Source organism: Ascidiaceihabitans donghaensis, from assembly GCF_900302465.1.
Taxonomy (GTDB): Bacteria; Pseudomonadota; Alphaproteobacteria; order Rhodobacterales; family Rhodobacteraceae; genus Ascidiaceihabitans; species Ascidiaceihabitans donghaensis.
Genome location: NZ_OMOR01000001.1, coordinates 1,778,330 through 1,796,870 on the forward strand (window position 1 = coordinate 1,778,330; position 18,541 = coordinate 1,796,870).

Consider the following 18,541-nt stretch of genomic DNA (forward strand, 5'->3'; position numbering starts at 1 on the left):
GATCAGAAGGTTTTGGACAAGCTGACTTTGAAGTTGCGGCCCGTAGCATTGCGGGTCGACAGCCGCGGCTGATAGGCTTTGTCCATCACGTTCTCGATGCCGATCCGGATTTCGGTTCCCCGCAAGACGCCCTGTTGCGGCGCGTAGGTGGCACGCAAGTTGTGCACGCCATATCCCGGGGAAACTGTGCCGCCTTCGTCGTATCGCTTAGCGGCCTCTATTTCCCAGCTAACGTCCAATTCGTCGCTAAACTTCTTGCCAAGTGTCAGTCGCAGCGTGTCTTGCGGGTTTTGTGCCCAATCGCTGACCGCGCCTGTTTCGATGGTGGCTTGGCCATTCGAGATATGGGCGTTGGCATCCATGTAAAACCCGTTCGCCATGGCGTAGGCCGCTTCCAGTTCGATCCCTTCGCGTTCAATCGAAACGGTCGAACCACCGGGGGCAAAGCTGCGGTAGGTCGTCAAATCCCAAAGGCGGGTGCTGTAGTAGTTCAGCTTGAACGCCAGCTGGTCGCCGCCCGCAAATACGTCTGCGCGATCAAAGGAAACACCAATTTCATAGGTGCTGCCACGTTCCGACTGGTTGATCAGCGCCGCGTTGTTGATGTCATCAACAATGGGCAGGTTTTCGGTGTAAGCGGCTGACCCGAACACGGCCCATCCGTCCGCGAAAGCATACCGCGCGGAAATTCCGCCCATCAGCCCGTCTTTGTCAAACCGTGCCGTGCCATTGGCGGGGTCCTCGGTGATTGTTTGGTTTTCATAGCGCAGGGCTGGCGTTATGGTCCAGCGTTCGCCAATTTGCATTTCGTCGACAACAAACAAAGCAACAGTTTCTTTTGTACCGCCCGGCGCAGAGCCCGCAGTTTCGTCTTGTCGTTTGCGGTGAATAAATTCAACACCGGTGCGCAACTCATGATCAATCGCACCGGTGCTGAAAAGTGCCGTATTTTTGATACGGAACGTGGTTGTCTGATAGCGGTTGTCCGCGTCCAGCAAGGGGTTTGGGCCTGCAACAGCTTCGCTGAGAACCAGCTCGTCTGAGTAGGTCAGTTCGGCGGTCAGGTTCAGCCAGTCACGGTCCGCCGGATCAAAGTTGTAGCGCAGGGTTGCGACTTCGTTTTCGATCAGACGATCCACGTTGCCAAAGGCCGTTGTCCCGAATGTATCGTAGGGCACATCGAACTGTTCTTGTTGGGTTTTGGCGTAGCTGAACGTCACGGACTGGTCGCGATTGGCGCCGAATGTGTATTTGGCTTTCAGCAGGTAAGATGGATCGTTGATGTCACCCGCCAAAGGATTGATGTCTACACCGTTCCCGTCTTCGCGCGTGTCCAGCATACGGCGGGTGTAGTTGATCAGGAACTCAAGGTCGGTGCTTGGCTGCCATGCCAAGGTCGTGGAACTGGACACCCCGTTGCCGTTGGATGTGAATTCCAGCGTTTGACGGCCCGTAAACCCAATCTCACCGCCCGTCAAATCGGATGCATCGATGGTTTCAAGCAAAACGACCCCGCCAAACACGCCGGATCCGTATTCAAACGATCCGATGGTACCGCGCAAAACCTCGACTTGTTTGTAAAGGTAGGGATCGGTGTAAAGCTGAGTGCCAATCCGGTACAGTTCTTCACTGCCCTTTGTGGCGCCGTCGATTTGGATCAAGACCTTTTGGTCGGTGCCAAAGGTGCTGTTTGCGCCGTAGCCGCGAATGTTAATGCCGGACCCGGCCGCTGTGGACCCGTTCACAAGGGTGACACCGGGAACCGTATCAATCAGTTCGGCAACTGTTCCCGCTTGGCGGTCTTCAATTTCCTCCTGATCCACAACGGTCGATGGGACAGCTGTGTCGGTTTGGACCTCGCGCTTGCTTTCGCCAAGAACGATGGTTCCTAGAATGTCTTCGTCATCAGTTTGTTGCGCATAAGCGCCGTGCGTCATGTTGACAAAAGCAACCAGCGCGGTGGTTGCGCACAATTGGGCGCGCTTGGATAGGTTGAACATTGCAGTCCCCTTGCAAAACATTGGCTAAAACCGGTGCTTGCAGGGTGCTGGCGTGGTTGGTTTGATCTTTTTTGGGCAAGTTCAACGCTTGCCTCTTGCGTCCATCTAAAAAAGCAGACTAAAATTGTCAACAATAGTTTTGCGCGGGTTCACAAACCCAAAATTGAACCTGCGCAACAGCCACGTCCGCCTTGTTTGGATGCAGCCACGTCTCTGGTAGCCACTTCAACACAAGGGATGACATGGTCATGCACACTGTCCCAACACCACAAGAAATCCGTACATTCCACGCCGACAATGCAAAGATGCGCGAACGCGACGTCGCCACCAAACTTGGCATTTCCGAAGCACAGCTGATCGCGGCTTATGTCGGCATCACCGCCACCCAGATCATATCGCACCCCGATCAGGTCATGCATGCCGCCACAACACTGGGCGAGGTCATGGCTTTGACCCGAAATGCGTCCTGTGTGCATGAAAAAGTTGGTATTTACGAAAACTACCACACAGGCCAGCATGCCGCGATGGTGCTGACCGAAGACATCGACTTGCGCATTTTTCCAAGCCATTGGCGGCACGCGTTCATGGTCGAAAAGGAAACAGACGACGGTGTGCGTCGGTCTTTACAGGTCTTTGACGGGGCAGGGGACGCAGTGCATAAAATCTTTATGCGTGACGACGCAAAGCTGGATCAATGGAACGACGCCAAAAGCCAGATCGCGCTGCCGGACCAGACCCAAACAATTGACGTCAGCCCGCACACACCCACCGAACCCGCCAAAGCGAATGACGCCAAGGTGGATATCTTGCGCAAGGAATGGTCCGCGATGACAGACACGCACCAATTCATGCGCCTGACATCAAAGTTGAAGATGAACCGCCTTGGGGCCTACCGTATCGCTGGCGCACCTTTTGTGCGGGCTTTGGCGCCAAGCGCCGTCGACCAAATGCTGCGTGCCGTCCAATCAAGCGGCATCGAAATCATGCTCTTTGTTGGCAATCGCGGTTGCATTCAAATCCACACCGGCCCGCTTGAAACACTCAAACCGATGGGGCCTTGGCAAAACGTGCTTGATCAACGGTTCAATCTGCATCTGCGTCTGGATCATGCCACCGAGGTCTGGGCCGTCGAAAAGCCTACCCAACGCGGCCCGGCTGTGTCGGTCGAAGCGTTCGATGCCGACGGGATGCTGATTTTTCAAATATTTGGCCTGTCAAAAGAAGGACGCGACAGCCGCCCTGAATGGCGCGATATCGTGGAAAACCTTGACGGTTTGGTTTTGGAGGCTGCGCAATGAAGTTGCCCCAGATTTCCAGTGCGCGTGGATCACATTGGTCCGCGCCGTTGTGGCTTGTCGGGATGGCCGTGATCCTTGTACTCGCGCCCCGCCTTTTGAACGCAGAACCTGCCGACCGGATTTTGTCGATCGGCGGATCAGTGACCGAGATCGTCTATGCGCTTGGTGAACAGGACCGACTGGTCGCACGCGACACCACATCCCTATACCCTGAAGCCGCAACACATTTGCCTGATGTCGGCTATATCCGTGCGCTTGGCTCCGAGGGCGTTCTTAGCGTGCAGCCCACATTGATCATTACCGAAGACGGCGCAGGCCCCCCCGAAACGATAGAGGTGCTGTCAGAAGCTGCAATTCCCATGATCACCATTCCCGATGCCTATTCCAAAAACGGGGTGGTGGCGAAAATTCTGGCAGTGGGCAACGCCCTGGGCGTGCCGGAAAAGGCCGCAGTTTTGGCCAAACAGACCAAGGCAGACATCGAGGCCGTTGAAGCGACGGTGGCCTCCCAAATTGAGGCGCCCAAAACGGTTTTGTTTGTCCTGAGCACACAAGGTGGCCGCATCACGGCATCCGGTAGCGGCACAGCTGCGCACAGCATCATCCAAATGGCTGGCGGTCAAAACGCGATCAGCAGTTTTGAAGGATACAAGCAAGTCACAGCCGAAGCGATTGCCGCAGCGGCGCCCGATGTGATCTTGATGATGGACCGCGACGGTGATCATTCCAGCACACTGGATGACTTGTTTGCGATGCCCTCTTTGATCGCGACGCCTGCCGCGCAAAACGGGGCATTGGTGCGGATGAACGGGTTGCTTTTGCTGGGTTTTGGCCCGCGCACGCCTGAGGCGGTTAAAATGCTGAACTCTGCGTTGAGATCATCAAGCTTATGACCATCACAGTCGCGTCACCGCAGACGATGCCTATTGCAGACAGGCACGCCACCGCGCAACGGGCACATCTTTGGTTGGGTCTTCTTTTGGTCCTGACCTGCATCGCAAGTCTGGCTGTCGGGGCATCTGGCACATCCTTGTGGGGGGCATTGTTGAAGCTGGTCACAGGCGAAACGCTTACCTTGACCGAACAGGTCGTATTGCGCGACATCCGTGCACCGCGGATGGTTATGGGGGTTTGCGTCGGCGCATCCCTTGCTGTGTCCGGTGCGGTCATGCAAGGGCTGTTTCGCAATCCACTGGCGGATCCGGGGTTGTTGGGCGTCAGCACGGGGGCATCGTTGGGTGCCATCGGTGTCATCGTTCTTGGGGCAAGCTTGCCCGCAGGCATTCTTGGAATAGCAGGCAATGGTTTACTGCCCATCGCGGCCTTCGTTGGTGCATGGCTGTCTATGATGGTGCTGTACAAGGTTTCTACGCGCGCCGGGCGCACGTCGGTTGCCACAATGCTGCTTGCGGGGATCGCCCTAAGCGCATTGTTTGGCGCACTGAGCGGAGTTTTGGTTTATCTCGCTGACGATTTGCAGCTGCGCGAACTGACCTTTTGGTCCCTTGGGTCGCTGTCCGGTGCCTCTTGGATCAAGGTTAGCGTGGCTGGCCCCATCATCGTGGTTTCGATCGTTATCGCGTGCACATTGGGGCGGGGCCTTAACGGGCTGGCAATGGGCGAAGCCACGGCTCACCACATGGGGCTGCCTGTTGAGCGGGTCAAAAATATCGCAATCTTTTCGGTGTCCGCCGCGACCGGCGCTGCGGTGGCGATTTCAGGGGGCATCGGATTTATCGGCATCGTTGTGCCGCATTTATTGCGGCTGGCGATAGGTCCCGATCACCGCAGTCTGTTGATAAACTCCGGTCTTTTGGGCGCTTCCTTGTTGCTTGGGGCTGATATGGTGGCCCGTGTCATTGTGGCCCCAGCAGAATTGCCAATTGGCATCATAACAGCTGTGATGGGTGCGCCTGTATTTCTTTGGATACTGCTGCGCAAACGCGGCTTGGTGGATATTTGATATGCTGACAGCCAAAAATCTATGTGTGCAATATGGCGCGAAAACGATCATACAGGACTTGAATTTCACAGCGCAACCTGCGGAAATTACAGCAATTGTAGGTCCAAACGGGTCAGGTAAAACAACCTTGTTGCGCGCATTGACCGCAGAAGTGCCCTACACCGGTTCAATTGAATTGAACACGTATGACATTTCACAAACGCCTGCGTGGCAGCTTGCAAGCCACCGCGCCGTCTTGTCCCAAGCGACGTCTTTGTCTTTCCCTTTTCAGGCCATCGAAGTGGTGAGCATGGGATTGCAAACACGGTCCGCAACACACAAGCAGTTGGCTGTCACAGCTCTGCACCGTGTGGGGTTGGCTGGCTTTGAAACCCGTTACTATCAAGAACTTTCGGGTGGCGAACAACAACGTGTCCAACTTGCGCGTGTGTTGTGTCAAGTCTGGCACCCTGTCGAGAACGGAACGCCGCGATGGTTGTTCCTGGACGAACCTGTTTCAAGTCTTGATATCGGGCATCAATTGATGGTCATGCAAATCGCACAAGACTTTGCAAAGGCGGGCGGCGGCGTTATCGCGGTTATGCATGACTTAAACCTCAGCGCAATGTTCGCGCAAAGCGTTGTGCTGATGAATGATGGCCGGATAACGGGCCAAGGTGCACCCGCTGAAATCCTCACGGATCGTCTTCTGTCAACCTCCTACCAAAGCGAAATCCGAACTTGCTTGCCCCCGAAACAAGACGGTTGGTATGTCTTGCCGCAAGCCGTTGAACATAAGTAGTTTTTATGGAATTTTGCGGTTCAGGCTCAGATCGGTTCACAACCTGCGGAAGTCAAAACTAATCGGGGCGGTCCAGGGTCTTTTCGCACAGTTTGTGCACCGCCGTGTGCAGTAGGATAGTCAGAACCGCAAGCACGATCAGTGCGGCAAACATCAGGTCTGTCTTGGCGCGGCCATTGGCCAAAAGCATCAGATAACCCAAACCCTGCGAGGCCCCGACCCATTCGCCAATGATCGCGCCGATGGGGGCGTAAACCGCCGCCAGTCGCAGGCCCGATGCAAAGCCGGGCAGGGCCGCAGGAACCCGGATATGCCACATGATGCGCACAGGGCTGGCGCCCATGACCCTCGCCAGACCGATCCAGTCGCGGTTTGTCCGCATGAGGGCGTCAAAGAAGGATGACGTCACCGGAAAATAGATGATGATCAGGGCCATTGTGACTTTGGACCACAGCCCAAAGCCCAGCCAAAGGGTCAAAATAGGGGCCAAAGCAAAAACCGGAACGGCTTGGCTGAATACCAAAATGGGCCGCACCAGTGCGCGTGCCGTTGGTGATGCGACCAGCCCGATGGCCGATACGAACCCAAGCGCGGCCCCCAAGACGAGGCCCAAAAGAACTTCGGCCATCGTGATGACAGCATGTTCCGCCAAAAGCGCACGGCTGTCCCAGATGGTTTGCGCCACCAAGGCAGGCGGCGGCAAAATGAAACGGGCGACACCCGTGGTCCAGATCACTGTTTGCCACAGCGCCACCATTAAAAATGTCGCCGCTATCCCGGCCCGCCAGCCTGTCACTTTGCGACCGCAAAGCCAGCCCAAGAGGCATCAAAGAAAGCGCGTTCCAACCGCACCGCTTGTGTGAAGGTTGCAGTGACCTGTGCGCGGGCGTCGTTGTCCAAGGTCTCCCAAACATGATCCAGTTGATCACGCAGATAGGCCACAACCTGTGAAAAGTCTTTGCCAGAATGCAGGGAAATCCATTCCCCCAGCCAAAACGGCAATTCATCTGCACGGTTTTCGAACGGAGTGGCCCAATCAAGGTAAATCCATTCGGCCACAACCAGAACCGACAGCATGATCTCATAGCGCCCCGAGTGGCGCGCCTGATCCATAAGCTGCTGGAACGCAGTCGTCTCGGGTGCCGGCGGCGCGGTTTGTGACACATCAAGAGCTTGCAAAGACCTTAGGAAATAGGTGTTTTCTGCGCCGCAGATCTGCCCCAGAAACCGTGCGCCTGGCACAGCATCGGCCAAGCTGGGCGCATGGGCGACGGCAGATGACAACAGACGCACAAAGCCTTCGATGAACTGGTAGTCCTGTTGCAGATAACCCGCCATCTTGGCGCGGCTCAGGGTCCCGTCGGCCAAGGCATTGGTAAAAGCGTGATGGGTGGCCGCGTGCCAATCCTTGGCAACAAGCGATTGCAAGTGGTGTGTGGCGCTCATGCCGGTCTCCGAAGATGGTCAAAAAGGGTGGCCTGCGTGCGCAGTACATCTGCCGCATGCAGGTCGCGTGGAATGGGGGTGGTCGGGGCGGTGATGTCGATAAGCCCGGTTGGCGTCATAATCGCGATGGTCTCGCCCAAACGGGCAGCCTCATTGGGATCATGTGTGACCAGCAGCACCGTGCGGCCACGCAACAGCTTCGCGGTGAGGTCCTGCATATGGGCGCGGGTCATTGCGTCCAGCGCCGAGAACGGTTCATCCAGCAACACAACCGCGCGGTCTTCCATCAAGGTACGCGCCAAGGCCACGCGTTGGCGTTGACCACCCGACAGGGCCGATGGCCGTTTGTCCGCATGACCTGCCAATCCGACCTGAACCAGCCTATCGTGTGCAAGATCAGTGTCGGGGCGCGCCCCCCTTAGCCGCGCACCAAGAAGGACATTGTCCAACACACTCAGCCAAGGCATCAGCAGATCCTGCTGCGCCATCATAGCGACGCGGTCGGGAACGCGCAGGTCTCCGGTAAAACAGACCCCTTCAGCCAGCCCTGCAAACAGGCGTAGCACCGTGGATTTGCCAACGCCACTTGCCCCCAACAGGCAGGTCCAGCTGCGCGGTTTCAGGGTCAGGTCGAGATCGGTAAATATCGTTACCCCGTCGATGGTCGCCGACCCTGAAATCCGCAAAAACTGGCGCAAAGGCTGGTTCACGGGTCAAGCCCCATGTCCCAGAACCCGACCTCCAGCTGCGTGGCCGTTGCAAACCGCGCCTGAAGGCTGTCCCAACGCGGACTGGCATCCGCACGATCACCAATGCGCCGTGCGACCGCCCCGTCAATCAACACACCGACATCTTGGCAAAGCTGTTGATATTCGGCGCTGGCATAGGTGCCTATCCAATCGGCGTAAGTGTCGCAGGTTTTGGCGGTGGCCAGATGCTTGCCAATTTCACCGTAGCCCATGACACATGGGGCCAAGGCCGCCAGCAAATCAGCCAAGTCACCGGAATGACCTGCATCCAGCACATAGCGGGTATAGGCCAGATTTTCCTGTCGTTCTTGCGTTGCAAAAAGCGTTGCCTCATCAATACCGGCCCCAGCGCAGGTTTTGATATGCAGGGCGATTTCTTCGTTGATCAACCCGTTGACGGTGCCCGCGGCCAAGCGCATTTCTTCAACCGTTTCGGCCTTGGTGATCGCCAAAGCCCATGCGCGGGAAAAGTGGATCAGAAAGACATAATCCTGTTTGAGGTAGTGCAAGAATGCGGCGCGCGGCAATGTTCCATCCCCCAACCCCTGCACAAACCTGTGGCGGGTGTAGGCAAGCCAGGCAGGGGTGTTGTCCCGCCAAGTTTGAAACGTGTGGCCGTAGGTCATTCTGCACCCAGATCGATTGCAATTTTTGAAACGGGGCGCGTGCCTTCGATTAAGCCGCTTTCGGCAAGAAACGCCTCGAACCTTGTGTAGCGGCCTTCATCCAGTGCTTCGGGGCGCAGCGCAAAGCGTGGCAGCGTATCAACCCATGCCTTTGCGTTTAGTGCGTCGTCCAGTTCCGGTGCGTAGCCTTTGAACAGGTCCCAGGACGCTTCGGGATTGTTCACAATGTACTGCGTCGCCAGTTCGGTGGCGCGCAGGAACCGGCGGGTTTGATTTACGTCCATGCGGTCGGGGTTGGCCACATAAATCAATTCGTCATATGTCGGCACGCCTTCTTCCTCGACATAGAAACAACGCCCCTCGACGCCTTCGATCTCCATCTGGTTCAGCTCGAAATTGCGATAGGCCCCAATGACCGCGTCAACCTGACCCGACATCAACGACGGGCTCAGCGAGAAGTTCACATTGACCATCTCAACGTCCGCCAGCGTCACGCCGTGGCGACCCAGCATCGCGCTTAGAACGGCCTCTTCGACACCGGCTACAGAGAATCCGATCGTTCCGCCTTTCAATTGGCTGATCTGCTGAATGGGGCCGTCTTTCAGAACCAAAAGGCAATTCAGCGGTGTTGCCACCAATGTGCCCACACGCACCAGCGGCAACCCTTCGGCCACGTGCAAATGCTGACTAGGCTGATAGCTGACGGCAATATCGCCTTTGCCCGCTGCGACGAGTTTCGGAGGGGCGGACGGGTCGGCGGGTGCGATGATTTCGACTTCAAGGCCCTGATCCGCGAAATAGCCCAGTTCCTCGGCCACGATGATCGGGCCGTGATCGGGGTTGATGAACCAGTCCAAAAGCAAAGTCATCTTGTCTTGTGCCAAGGCTGGGGTCGCGACCAAGAGTGCCGCAGCGGTGATGAGGTGTTTCATGTGGGTCTCCTTACCCTCCAAGCGCGACAAGTCTGATCTTGCCCCGCCAGTGTTGTGATAGCCGGTCCGCTGCCTGCCAGGCGCGAAGGCCGGACCGACAAGCCAGAACGGCGCGTTGGTTTTCGTGGGGTGTGGGGCCATTTGGTCCGAAATCGGACACGAGATGGCGTGTGGCGTGCAGTAATGTCGGGCCGGGCTCATCCGGAGCGCGCAGATCGACCAAAAAGTCGGTTTCGGCTATATCATGTGGCGCGATAAAGGCGGGGTTGGGCGCAGGGTCAGTTGCCGTGTCAAAGCGGAACCCGCCAAACCGCAACGTGTTGGCATCATAGGTCACAAGCTGCCCCAAGCTGCGCATGTCGCCGGTCAGAATTGCCATTGCCATTTGTGCCTGAAGGCTGCCGATCACACCGACACTCGGCCCCAGCACGCCATCCCTGTCGCAAGACCCAAGCTGGTCGGGCAGGTCTGGGAACACCGCACGCAAACCCGGTTTGCCACCGCAAAAGCCGCCGACATAGCCGTCATGACCCACTACGCTGGCGCTGATCAGCGGCTGGCCCGTGCCAAGGCAATGATCGGACGCGATATAGCTGACCGCGAAGCTGTCCGCGCAATCAAGGATCAGGGTCATGCTCTGACACAGCGCCGCAACATTGGCGGGATCGACGCGTTCAGGCACCGGTTCAATAGTGGTGTCAGGGTTCAATGCGGCCATTGCTGCGGCAATCGCTGCAACTTTGGGCAGGCCGATGTCCGCCGTGCGAAACAGCGTCTGACGGTGCAGGTTGGAAAGGCTGATGACATCTGCATCCGCAATTCGGATATGTCCCACACCCGCACCCACGAGATATTGAATCACCGGGGCGGCCAGACCGCCGCCACCGATGACAAGCACCGAAGCGCGGGCAAGGCAGGTTTGTGCGTTATCCCCCAAGACAGCTGATTGGCGGGCGTATCGGCTCATCCGCAGACCTCAAGCCATGCCCTGACACGCCCCTCCGGATCGTCATGCAGCGTAATATCCGTCACCGCCGAAACCACATCGGCCCCGGCCTCAAACGCCAAAGGCGCACGGTCTGTGTTCATCCCGCCAATGGCGACAAGCGGGATATCCCCCAGACGGTCTTTCCACGGGCGCAGTTTTTCAATGCCCTGCTGATGCCATTTCATCTTTTTCAGGATCGTCGGATAAATCGGGCCAAGGGCCACATAGTCAGGGTTCAACGCCAGCGCACGGGTCAGTTCATCCGTGTCATGGGTCGAGACACCAAGCCTGAGACCCGCGGCACGGATGGCATCCACATCCGCCTCATCAAGATCCTCTTGACCCAGATGGACCCAGTCGCAGCCCAGCTTGATTGCCAACTGCCAGTGATCATTGACCACCAACACAGCCCCGTGGGCCGCACAGAGATCACGGGCTTGGGTCAACTGCATGCGCAGTTCGTCTTGGGATTTTTCCTTAAGGCGCATCTGCACCAGCTTGACCCCCAAGGGTAGCATCCGCCGCAGCCATGCCACATCGTCAAAAATCGGGTAAAACCGCGGCAACGTCATAGCATGGCCTTTCCAAAGACGGGGGTTGAGGGGGCTGCCATATCGCGTGCATCCATCGGATCGGCGCGGGCGGCCAGCGCACCGGCGTCCACCGCAAGGGCAAAGGCCCGCGCCATCGCGGCAGGGTCACCTGCTTTTGCAACGGCTGTGTTTAACAAAACGGCGTCATAGCCCAGTTCCATCGCGTGGGCAGCTTGGGACGGCAGGCCGAGCCCTGCATCGACGACCAGCGGAATGTCGGGAAAATGGGCCCGCAAACTACGCAACCCGTAGATATTGTTGAGGCCCAGACCTGTGCCGATGGGCGCCCCCCAAGGCATAAGAACTTTGCAGCCAACCTCAACCAACCGCTCGCAAAGCACCAGATCTTCGGTGCAATAGGGAAAGACCTCGAACCCGTCCTCGGTCAGTTGCGCCGCCGCATCGACCAGACCGAAAGGATCAGGTTGCAGGGTGTCAGCGTGGCCGATGACCTCAAGTTTGATCCAGTTTGTGTCAAACAGTTCACGCGCCATTTGTGCCGTGGTGACGGCTTCGCGCACCGAATGGCAGCTTGCGGTGTTGGGCAGCACCGCGACACCCAAATCGCGGATCAATGCCCAGAAATCTTGCCCGGCCTGATCGCCACCTGCTTCGCGGCGCACAGACACTGTCGCGATCCCTGCGCCAGAGCGGCGAAACGCCTCCGCTAAAATTGCAGGCGAGGGGTATTGTGCGGTGCCCAGCATCAGTCGGGACGTCACTTCGGTGCCGTAGAATACAGGCATCTTATCCTCCTTGTCGGGGGGCAACGATTTCGATGCGATCCCCGTCATGCAGGCTGTGCTCCGTGCGCTGTTGCTTGGGCACGAACACCTCGTTTACGGATGTGGCCACTTTGGCTTTGCCCTGTCCAAGGGCGTCCAGCAGCGCCGCTAACGTGGCCGCGCTGGTCACTTGTGTTTCACCGTTCACGATGATCTTCATACCAAACCTCCGGAATTTTGCCGTCCATCACCAGATCTGCCGTCATCTGCGCCAATGCAGGTGCAAGCAGGAAACCGTGCCGAAACAGGCCATTTGCATAAATCACATCCCCAATCCGACGGATGCGGGGCTGGTTGTCGGGAAACGCAGGCCGCGCATCGACGCCGATTTCCAGCAGTTCCGCTTCGCCAAACGCGGGGTGCAGAGCGTAAGCCGCGTTCATCAATTCCATGACAGAGCGCAAGGTGGGGCGGGTGCGCTCGCCCGTTTCAATCTGGGTGGCACCCAGCATGAAAACCCCATCGCCGCGCGGCACGATATATAGCGGGAACCGCGGATGAAGCAGCCGGACCGGGCGCGAATGTGTGACATCGGGGCAGCGCACCACAAGCATTTCGCCTTTCACGCCGCGCAAATCTGCAAGGGTGTCCCGTGCGGCAAGGCCGCGGCAGTCAATCACTTGCCCCACAACAGACCCTTCAAAACGCACGCCCCTTTGTTTGAGCCGGCCATGCAGAGCCATAAGGGTGGCGCGGGGATCAAGATGCGCCTCATTTGCCAAAAACAGCGCCTTGGAATAGCGATCCGCCAGATGCGGTTCACACGCGGCGATCTGCGATCTGGACATAGGTCTTGCGGTCGGTGCACGGCGTGCAAAGGTTGCCAGATCGCTTTGATCGCGATGAAGGGCTACAACCAGCGTGCCTTTTTGATGGACGGCTGCCCCTTGGGTTTCCCACCATGCGGAGGCTTTATGGCCTTGCTGCACGATTTCGGGCTCGGCGCTGACCCCTTCGCAATCTGGCGCCAGCATGCCGCCGGCCCACCAAGAACAGGCATGATCCCCGGGCGCACCTTTTGGATCAAGAACCGTGACCGTTGCGCCGCGTGACGAAAGTTCTGCAGCCATGGCAAGGCCGCAAACGCCGCCACCGATGATGGTGTAAGGGCCGTTCATGTCCATAACGCGTGAAAGTGATGAACAGGTCCATGACCTTGCCCGACATGCAATGCGTCCGCGTGCAATATCGCGTTGTGCAGCCACGTATGGGCACGCGACACCGCATCAGTCAAAACCATACCTTGCGCCAAGCCCGCAGCGATAGCCGAGGCATAGGAACATCCCGTGCCATGGGTGTTGCCGGTGTTTATACGTGGGGCCGCATATTCTTTCGTGGCTTTTTTCGTGACAAGATAATCCGTGCAGGTCTTTCCGTCTGCATGCCCGCCTTTCATCAAAACCGCACCGACACCCAGCTCTAGTAGCGCATTCGCCTGCACCTGCGGGCTGCCTCCACCGACAAGTTTTGTTGCTTCGGGGATATTTGGGGTCAGCAAGGTCGCGCGTTTGAACAGCGAAGACTTTAATGCACTTATCGCGCTGTCGGCCAGCAGTGTGTCGCCCGATTTAGCAACCATCACGGGATCAAGAACAATTGGCCCGCCATAGTCCGCCAACGCATCTGCCACCGCTGCAATCAGCGATGGAGTTCCCAGCATTCCAATCTTGACCACGTCAATCTGGATGTCGTCCAGAACTGCCTTGATCTGCGCGGCAACGATATCATCCGGGATCGGGTGGATTGCTGTCACCGCTTTGGTGTTTTGTGCAGTAACTGCCGTCACAACGGAGGCCGCGTAAACACCCATAGCCGAAAAGGCTTTGATATCCGCTTGAATGCCAGCCCCGCCACCGGAATCGGACCCGGCAATTGTTAACGCTTTTGCCACCATGTCATCGTGCCTTGGTTCAAGGATCAGGACGGCAAAACGGAATGGCCAATGCGGAATCGATGTCCACAAGCTGTTCCCTCCGCCGGTCCTAACCAGTTCAGGTTCAATGGGTTTGCAGCTTGTGCATCTCAGCCCGGATAGGGGCACCCCAACAGTTATGGCCCTATCGTTAGAGGGATCGTGCAGACGCGTCAAATGGATAAATGATCGCAGACGCGCTGGCCTGAATTTTCCGAAGTTAAGCTTTGAAAGTGGCAAGGGATCGAAGCAATAGGCCCGTTCCAACCGCAGGCATCGGGAGTTCGCGCTGTAAGTGTTCAACCATTTTTCACTGTCAAATTGCATGAGCCGCTCAAATGCGCAGCGTCAGTGCCATCCGTGGTTTGGTTGAAGGCCCAAAAAAGAATGAAGCGGCTAAAAATACACGACACAGACAAAAAACTGGTCTAAGTAGCGCGAAACTTTAATGTCAGGGACTGCGCATATGTCATTGTTGGGACGCCTTTTTTACAAGTCACGCAAATTCTACGACGATGATTTTGATTGGAACAGCTACACTGAAGACAGCTACAAACGGCGCATTGAGACAGACATTGAATCTCAATTTCAGGCCGTGGCGCAGAATGACCAATTGGGTTTTGATGCGGCGTCTGGCCATGTCACGGTGTCCGGTTCGGATATGCACCCCAACCACTTGTTGATTTTGGAAGCTATAGGCCAATTGCAACCCAAGTCTGTGCATGAGGTGGGCTGTGGTGGCGGGGATCACGTGGCCAACGGTCAAACCCTGTTTCCCCAGATTGCCTTCACCGGCGGAGACAGGGGGCAAACCCAACTTGATATGGCGATGTCGCGGCATCCGGAACTGAAAGATGCGGTGGCTTTACAAGACATTACAATGCCGTTGTCGCGGCATTGGCCTCGGGCGGAGTTTGTCTACAGTCAGGCGGTTTTGATGCATATCCACACTGCTGTCAGCCATTTCGTCGGTTTGGCCAATATGGTGAACCTGTCGGATCGTTTTGTGTTGTTGATGGAAAATTACCAGTGCCACAATTTTATCGCCGACATTCAAAATCTGCGCGATGGGGGGCATTTTGATTGGCCGGAATTGTACATTTACCGCTTTGATGGATCGACAGGTGCGCGGGCAATTTTGTTGTCACGCGAAAAGCTGGACTTGCCAGAAATCGAAAGTGACGCGCAGATACGAGAAGGTTTGACAGCATCAGACCGGCGTTTAAAGCGTTCGGATGAAGACAGCGCACGCGGTATTTTCGGTCCGAAAAACTGAAGCGGGGCGGAGGTTTGGTAGGCCCGGCAGGACTTGAACCCGCAACCAAAGCGTTATGAGCGCTCTGCTCTAACCAATTGAGCTACAGGCCCGCCATGGCTTTGGGTAAATCGCGGGCTCGGAATCGTCAAGCGGGAAGCGTTAGGCCACCCGCTTGTTTTTGATTTAAAACTTGAACCGAGCGCCCACCAGCACCGCATCAAGATCGTTCAGGGCAGGGCCGCCGTTTTCATAGCTGTATGTGCGGAAGCCTGCGTACAGCTCTGTGTTGATTTTTTCGATGTTCTGCACAACTTGCAGGCCGTAGCTTTCCGAAGAATCGTTCAGGGATGCGATGTCAGAGCCATCGTAATAGTCGACGGAAAACGCGGTCTTGCCCCATTTCGAAATCTTGTCGGTTTGGTAGCCGACCTTAAGATATCCGAACTCCGGATCGCGTCCGCCTGCATCCAGATCGTCGCGTCCTGCGGCGAGTGTAAGGCTTAGACCCGAAGGTTCGTGCAACCCCGAGATTGACCCGTTGATCCGGCTCAACGTGTCGGTGCGCGAATAGGCCAAGGCTGCCGCAAGTTTCACAGACCCTAAAGTGTCTGCGTAGCGCAATGCGACGTCGCCGCCTTCGTTGTCGTTAAAACCTGCCGATAGGCTGAAGCCGCCAAATTTGTTTGTGTCATAGCGTACGCGGTCGCGGCGGCTTTGGCCGTCAAAGTTTGCAAACACGGAACCTACGTTGATTGCGGTCAGTGTGCCATCAGCTTGGCGCAGCAACAGCCCGCCTGCAAAATCTGCAACACCGGAATAGCCGACGACGCTGGTGCCGGATAAATCTTGTTCCGACGTGCCATCAGAAGCGGTTTGGCCTTGGCCGAGGTACAGTGTCCCGAAATTGCCTGCCAAAAAGATTTCCAGTTTGCGGGGGTCGAATTCCAGGCTGACGGATGGTGTGTTCTGGTTCACGGATGCTGTCGAATTCGATTCCGTTTGAATTTCGACAACAAAACCGGCTGTCAGTGACCCGACATCGGCTTCACCGTTCAAACGAAATCGCGTGGATGAATTGTCGTTGTCGACGAAAAACGCGTCTGTATCTTCGCCATCGTCTGTCAAAAGGATGCCGCGGTTCAGTTGTCCGGAGAAGGTCAGGCGAAATGCGCTGTCATCGCTGGTGACTTTGATGGGTTTGACCTCGGCCCATGCGCTGGATGCGGTTCCAAGCAGTAGGGCTGCGGTTGCGGTTGTGTAAAGTGTTGATTTCATTGCAGAGACCTTTGTGAGTGTGGCGCACCCGTTGTTCGTCTGGGATCGAACTATAGGAACGTGTTTATACAGCTATGCGCCTTTGCTGGGGATGTGGCGTCACAAGGTGCTCACCGCGATGCACCTTCTTGCGCGGTGCTGTGATAGGGGCGTGTGGAAATCGTGATGCAGTTGTGAACCAATTGGTCTTGAATTCTGGATGCGCTTAGCATTGCGCAAAAGCTGCGCCTCTTGTAACAGGCGTTTAAATGTATCTGATGCCTTGGGGGCCAGCCATGACAGAGCAAAAAAACGCAGTGACCTATGCCGATGCGGGTGTTGATATTGATGCAGGCAATGCGCTTGTTGACCGTATCAAACCGGCGGCCAAACGGACGGCGCGCCCCGGTGTTATGTCCGGTCTGGGTGGCTTTGGGGCTTTGTTTGATCTTAAGGGCGCGGGCTACACCGATCCGATCCTGGTTGCGGCCACAGACGGTGTGGGCACCAAATTGCGCATCGCGATTGATACGGGGAATGTTGACCACGTTGGTGTTGATCTGGTTGCGATGTGTGTCAACGATCTGGTCTGTCAAGGCGCCGAGCCATTGTTTTTTCTGGATTATTTCGCAACCGGAAAACTAGAAGTCGAACAGGCAGCGCGCATCGTTGAAGGCATTGCACTGGGGTGCGAATTGTCCGGCTGTGCGCTGATCGGTGGTGAGACAGCGGAAATGCCGGGCATGTACCCTGCGGGTGATTTCGATTTGGCGGGCTTCAGCGTGGGCGCGATGGAGCGTGGCGAGGACTTGCCATCAAACATCGCCGCGGGGGATGTGTTGTTGGGCTTGGCGTCGGACGGTGTGCATTCCAACGGGTATTCGTTGGTGCGCCGTTTGGTGGAACACAGTGGACTGACATGGGAGGCCGCATGCCCTTGGGATGCGGGATCTCTCGGCGAGGTCTTGCTCACGCCAACGCGTTTGTATGTGAAATCGGTGCTCGCGGCTGTGAAGTCGGGCGGCGTCAACGGCTTGGCCCACATCACAGGCGGTGGTTTGACAGAAAACCTGCCGCGTGTGTTGCCCGAAGGATTGGGCGCGGATGTGGATTTGGGGGCATGGGACTTGCCACCAGTGTTTCGCTGGCTGGCCGCACAAGGCAGCATGGCAGAAGCCGAATTGCTTAAGACGTTCAACGCGGGGCTTGGCATGATTGCTGTTGTCAAAGCGGATCAGGCCGACGCAATCACGGCTTTGTTGCAAGAACACGGCGAAACCGTTCACGCCATTGGCCATGTGACGCAAGGCGCGGGCATGCGCTATACGGGCACGCTTTTGTGAGCAAACGGATCGGCATTTTTGTCTCGGGTGGTGGGTCCAATATGCGGGCCTTAGTCGAGGCGATGCGCAATGATGATGCCGCCCATGTGGCTGCTGTGGTGTCCAACAATGCTGACGCAGGCGGCATCACTTGGGCCAAAGGGCAGGGGATCGATACGGTCGTTGTGGATCATCGCCCTTTCAAAGGCGATCGGGCTGCGTTTGAGGACGCGCTGTCTGCTGCTTTGGCGCCCTATGCGTTGGATCTGATTTGTCTGGCCGGATTCATGCGCGTTTTGACGGAAAGGTTTGTGGGCGGATGGCAGGGGCGCATGCTGAACATTCATCCGTCTTTGTTGCCCAAGTACAAAGGTCTTCACACCCACCAACGTGCACTGGATGCAGGTGATGCGGTTCATGGATGCACGGTACATGAAGTCACACCATTGCTGGATGATGGTCCGATGCTGGGGCAGGCCGAAGTGCCGGTTCTGGCTGGCGATACCGCAAACGATTTGGCCGCACGGGTCCTTGTTCAGGAACACAGGTTGTACCCTGCGGTTTTGACACAATTTATTCGTGGCAACAAAACCATGGTACACCTGCGCTGACTGGTCAAGGACGCGCCAATGGT

At 56.8% G+C, this 18,541-nt stretch carries 20 protein-coding genes, 1 tRNA gene and 1 riboswitch; of the genes, 7 read left to right on the forward strand and 14 right to left on the reverse strand.

Annotated elements, in window-relative coordinates; genetic code table 11:
- Window positions 1-2: 2 nt before the first annotated feature.
- The gene (locus tag ASD8599_RS08935) at window positions 3-2,000 is read right to left on the reverse strand and encodes a TonB-dependent receptor domain-containing protein (protein WP_108828210.1); all 1,998 of its coding nucleotides are present in this window, start codon (window positions 1,998-2,000) and stop codon (window positions 3-5) included.
- Window positions 2,001-2,248: 248 nt separating this feature from the next.
- On the opposite strand from ASD8599_RS08935, the gene ASD8599_RS08940 reads away from it, so the two are divergent.
- The 4 genes from ASD8599_RS08940 to ASD8599_RS08955 are packed head-to-tail and all read left to right on the forward strand — an operon-like array spanning window position 2,249 to window position 6,042.
- On the forward strand, window positions 2,249-3,298 hold the full coding sequence (locus ASD8599_RS08940) for a hemin-degrading factor (protein WP_422664746.1): 1,050 nt from the start codon (window positions 2,249-2,251) through the stop codon (window positions 3,296-3,298).
- Window positions 3,295-4,191, forward strand: coding sequence for a heme/hemin ABC transporter substrate-binding protein (locus ASD8599_RS08945; RefSeq protein ID WP_422664747.1), 897 nt, complete (start codon window positions 3,295-3,297; stop codon window positions 4,189-4,191). The genes ASD8599_RS08940 and ASD8599_RS08945 overlap by 4 nt, the downstream gene beginning before the upstream one ends.
- Entirely contained in the window at window positions 4,188-5,261 is a 1,074-nt protein-coding gene (locus tag ASD8599_RS08950) for a FecCD family ABC transporter permease (RefSeq protein ID WP_108828212.1), read from the forward strand. The genes ASD8599_RS08945 and ASD8599_RS08950 overlap by 4 nt, the downstream gene beginning before the upstream one ends.
- 1 nt (window position 5,262) lies before the next feature.
- A complete protein-coding gene (locus ASD8599_RS08955) occupies window positions 5,263-6,042 on the forward strand; it encodes a heme ABC transporter ATP-binding protein (protein WP_108828213.1) in 780 nt (259 codons plus the stop codon).
- A 58-nt stretch (window positions 6,043-6,100) separates the two neighbouring features.
- Here the strand turns inward: ASD8599_RS08955 and ASD8599_RS08960 are convergent, their stop codons facing one another.
- From ASD8599_RS08960 to thiD, 11 genes are read right to left on the reverse strand one after another with little or no spacing between them, the layout of a single operon-like run.
- Window positions 6,101-6,838 (reverse strand): ABC transporter permease, encoded by a 738-nt coding sequence (locus tag ASD8599_RS08960; RefSeq protein WP_108830086.1) that lies wholly within the window; start codon window positions 6,836-6,838, stop codon window positions 6,101-6,103.
- Window positions 6,835-7,488: a TenA family protein gene (locus tag ASD8599_RS08965; RefSeq protein WP_108828214.1), complete on the reverse strand. Its 654-nt coding sequence runs from the start codon at window positions 7,486-7,488 to the stop codon at window positions 6,835-6,837. Before ASD8599_RS08965 ends, ASD8599_RS08960 begins: the two co-directional genes overlap by 4 nt.
- Complete coding sequence (locus tag ASD8599_RS08970; RefSeq protein WP_181364448.1) at window positions 7,485-8,198, reverse strand: ABC transporter ATP-binding protein; 714 nt, start codon at window positions 8,196-8,198, stop codon at window positions 7,485-7,487. The genes ASD8599_RS08965 and ASD8599_RS08970 overlap by 4 nt, the downstream gene beginning before the upstream one ends.
- Window positions 8,195-8,863, reverse strand: coding sequence for a thiaminase II (tenA, locus tag ASD8599_RS08975; RefSeq protein WP_108828215.1), 669 nt, complete (start codon window positions 8,861-8,863; stop codon window positions 8,195-8,197). The genes ASD8599_RS08970 and tenA overlap by 4 nt, the downstream gene beginning before the upstream one ends.
- Window positions 8,860-9,795, reverse strand: a complete 936-nt coding sequence (locus ASD8599_RS08980) for an ABC transporter substrate-binding protein (RefSeq protein ID WP_108828216.1) — start codon at window positions 9,793-9,795, stop codon at window positions 8,860-8,862. The genes tenA and ASD8599_RS08980 overlap by 4 nt, the downstream gene beginning before the upstream one ends.
- A gap of 10 nt (window positions 9,796-9,805) precedes the next feature.
- Window positions 9,806-10,762: a HesA/MoeB/ThiF family protein gene (locus tag ASD8599_RS08985; RefSeq protein ID WP_108828217.1), complete on the reverse strand. Its 957-nt coding sequence runs from the start codon at window positions 10,760-10,762 to the stop codon at window positions 9,806-9,808.
- Window positions 10,759-11,355 (reverse strand): thiamine phosphate synthase, encoded by a 597-nt coding sequence (locus ASD8599_RS08990; protein WP_108828218.1) that lies wholly within the window; start codon window positions 11,353-11,355, stop codon window positions 10,759-10,761. Before ASD8599_RS08990 ends, ASD8599_RS08985 begins: the two co-directional genes overlap by 4 nt.
- Window positions 11,352-12,122, reverse strand: coding sequence for a thiazole synthase (locus tag ASD8599_RS08995; RefSeq protein ID WP_108828219.1), 771 nt, complete (start codon window positions 12,120-12,122; stop codon window positions 11,352-11,354). The genes ASD8599_RS08990 and ASD8599_RS08995 overlap by 4 nt, the downstream gene beginning before the upstream one ends.
- Window position 12,123: 1 nt before the next feature.
- Window positions 12,124-12,321, reverse strand: a complete 198-nt coding sequence (gene thiS, locus ASD8599_RS09000) for a sulfur carrier protein ThiS (RefSeq protein ID WP_108828220.1) — start codon at window positions 12,319-12,321, stop codon at window positions 12,124-12,126.
- A complete protein-coding gene (locus tag ASD8599_RS09005) occupies window positions 12,299-13,279 on the reverse strand; it encodes an FAD-dependent oxidoreductase (protein WP_108830088.1) in 981 nt (326 codons plus the stop codon). Before ASD8599_RS09005 ends, thiS begins: the two co-directional genes overlap by 23 nt.
- Window positions 13,276-14,055 carry a bifunctional hydroxymethylpyrimidine kinase/phosphomethylpyrimidine kinase gene (gene thiD / locus ASD8599_RS09010; protein WP_108830089.1) on the reverse strand — a complete coding sequence of 260 codons (780 nt, stop codon included), beginning with the start codon at window positions 14,053-14,055 and terminating at the stop codon, window positions 13,276-13,278. Before thiD ends, ASD8599_RS09005 begins: the two co-directional genes overlap by 4 nt.
- A 57-nt stretch (window positions 14,056-14,112) precedes the next feature.
- A riboswitch (TPP riboswitch) is annotated at window positions 14,113-14,216 on the reverse strand.
- A gap of 323 nt (window positions 14,217-14,539) precedes the next feature.
- Between thiD and ASD8599_RS09015 the strand changes: the two genes are divergently transcribed.
- Window positions 14,540-15,349, forward strand: a complete 810-nt coding sequence (locus ASD8599_RS09015; RefSeq protein ID WP_108828221.1) for a hypothetical protein — start codon at window positions 14,540-14,542, stop codon at window positions 15,347-15,349.
- Between the two features lie 15 nt (window positions 15,350-15,364).
- Here ASD8599_RS09015 and ASD8599_RS09020 read toward each other — a convergent pair.
- A tRNA-Ile gene (locus ASD8599_RS09020) sits at window positions 15,365-15,441 on the reverse strand.
- Window positions 15,442-15,514: 73 nt separating this feature from the next.
- On the reverse strand, window positions 15,515-16,606 hold the full coding sequence (locus ASD8599_RS09025; RefSeq protein ID WP_108828222.1) for a porin: 1,092 nt from the start codon (window positions 16,604-16,606) through the stop codon (window positions 15,515-15,517).
- Window positions 16,607-16,881: 275 nt separating this feature from the next.
- Here ASD8599_RS09025 and purM point away from each other — a divergent pair, with 275 nt between their 5' ends.
- Together purM and purN are read left to right on the forward strand one after the other, a co-directional pair.
- Window positions 16,882-17,928 (forward strand): phosphoribosylformylglycinamidine cyclo-ligase, encoded by a 1,047-nt coding sequence (gene purM / locus ASD8599_RS09030; protein WP_108830090.1) that lies wholly within the window; start codon window positions 16,882-16,884, stop codon window positions 17,926-17,928.
- Window positions 17,925-18,518: a phosphoribosylglycinamide formyltransferase gene (gene purN / locus ASD8599_RS09035; RefSeq protein ID WP_108828223.1), complete on the forward strand. Its 594-nt coding sequence runs from the start codon at window positions 17,925-17,927 to the stop codon at window positions 18,516-18,518. The genes purM and purN overlap by 4 nt, the downstream gene beginning before the upstream one ends.
- Window positions 18,519-18,541: the final 23 nt, after the last annotated feature.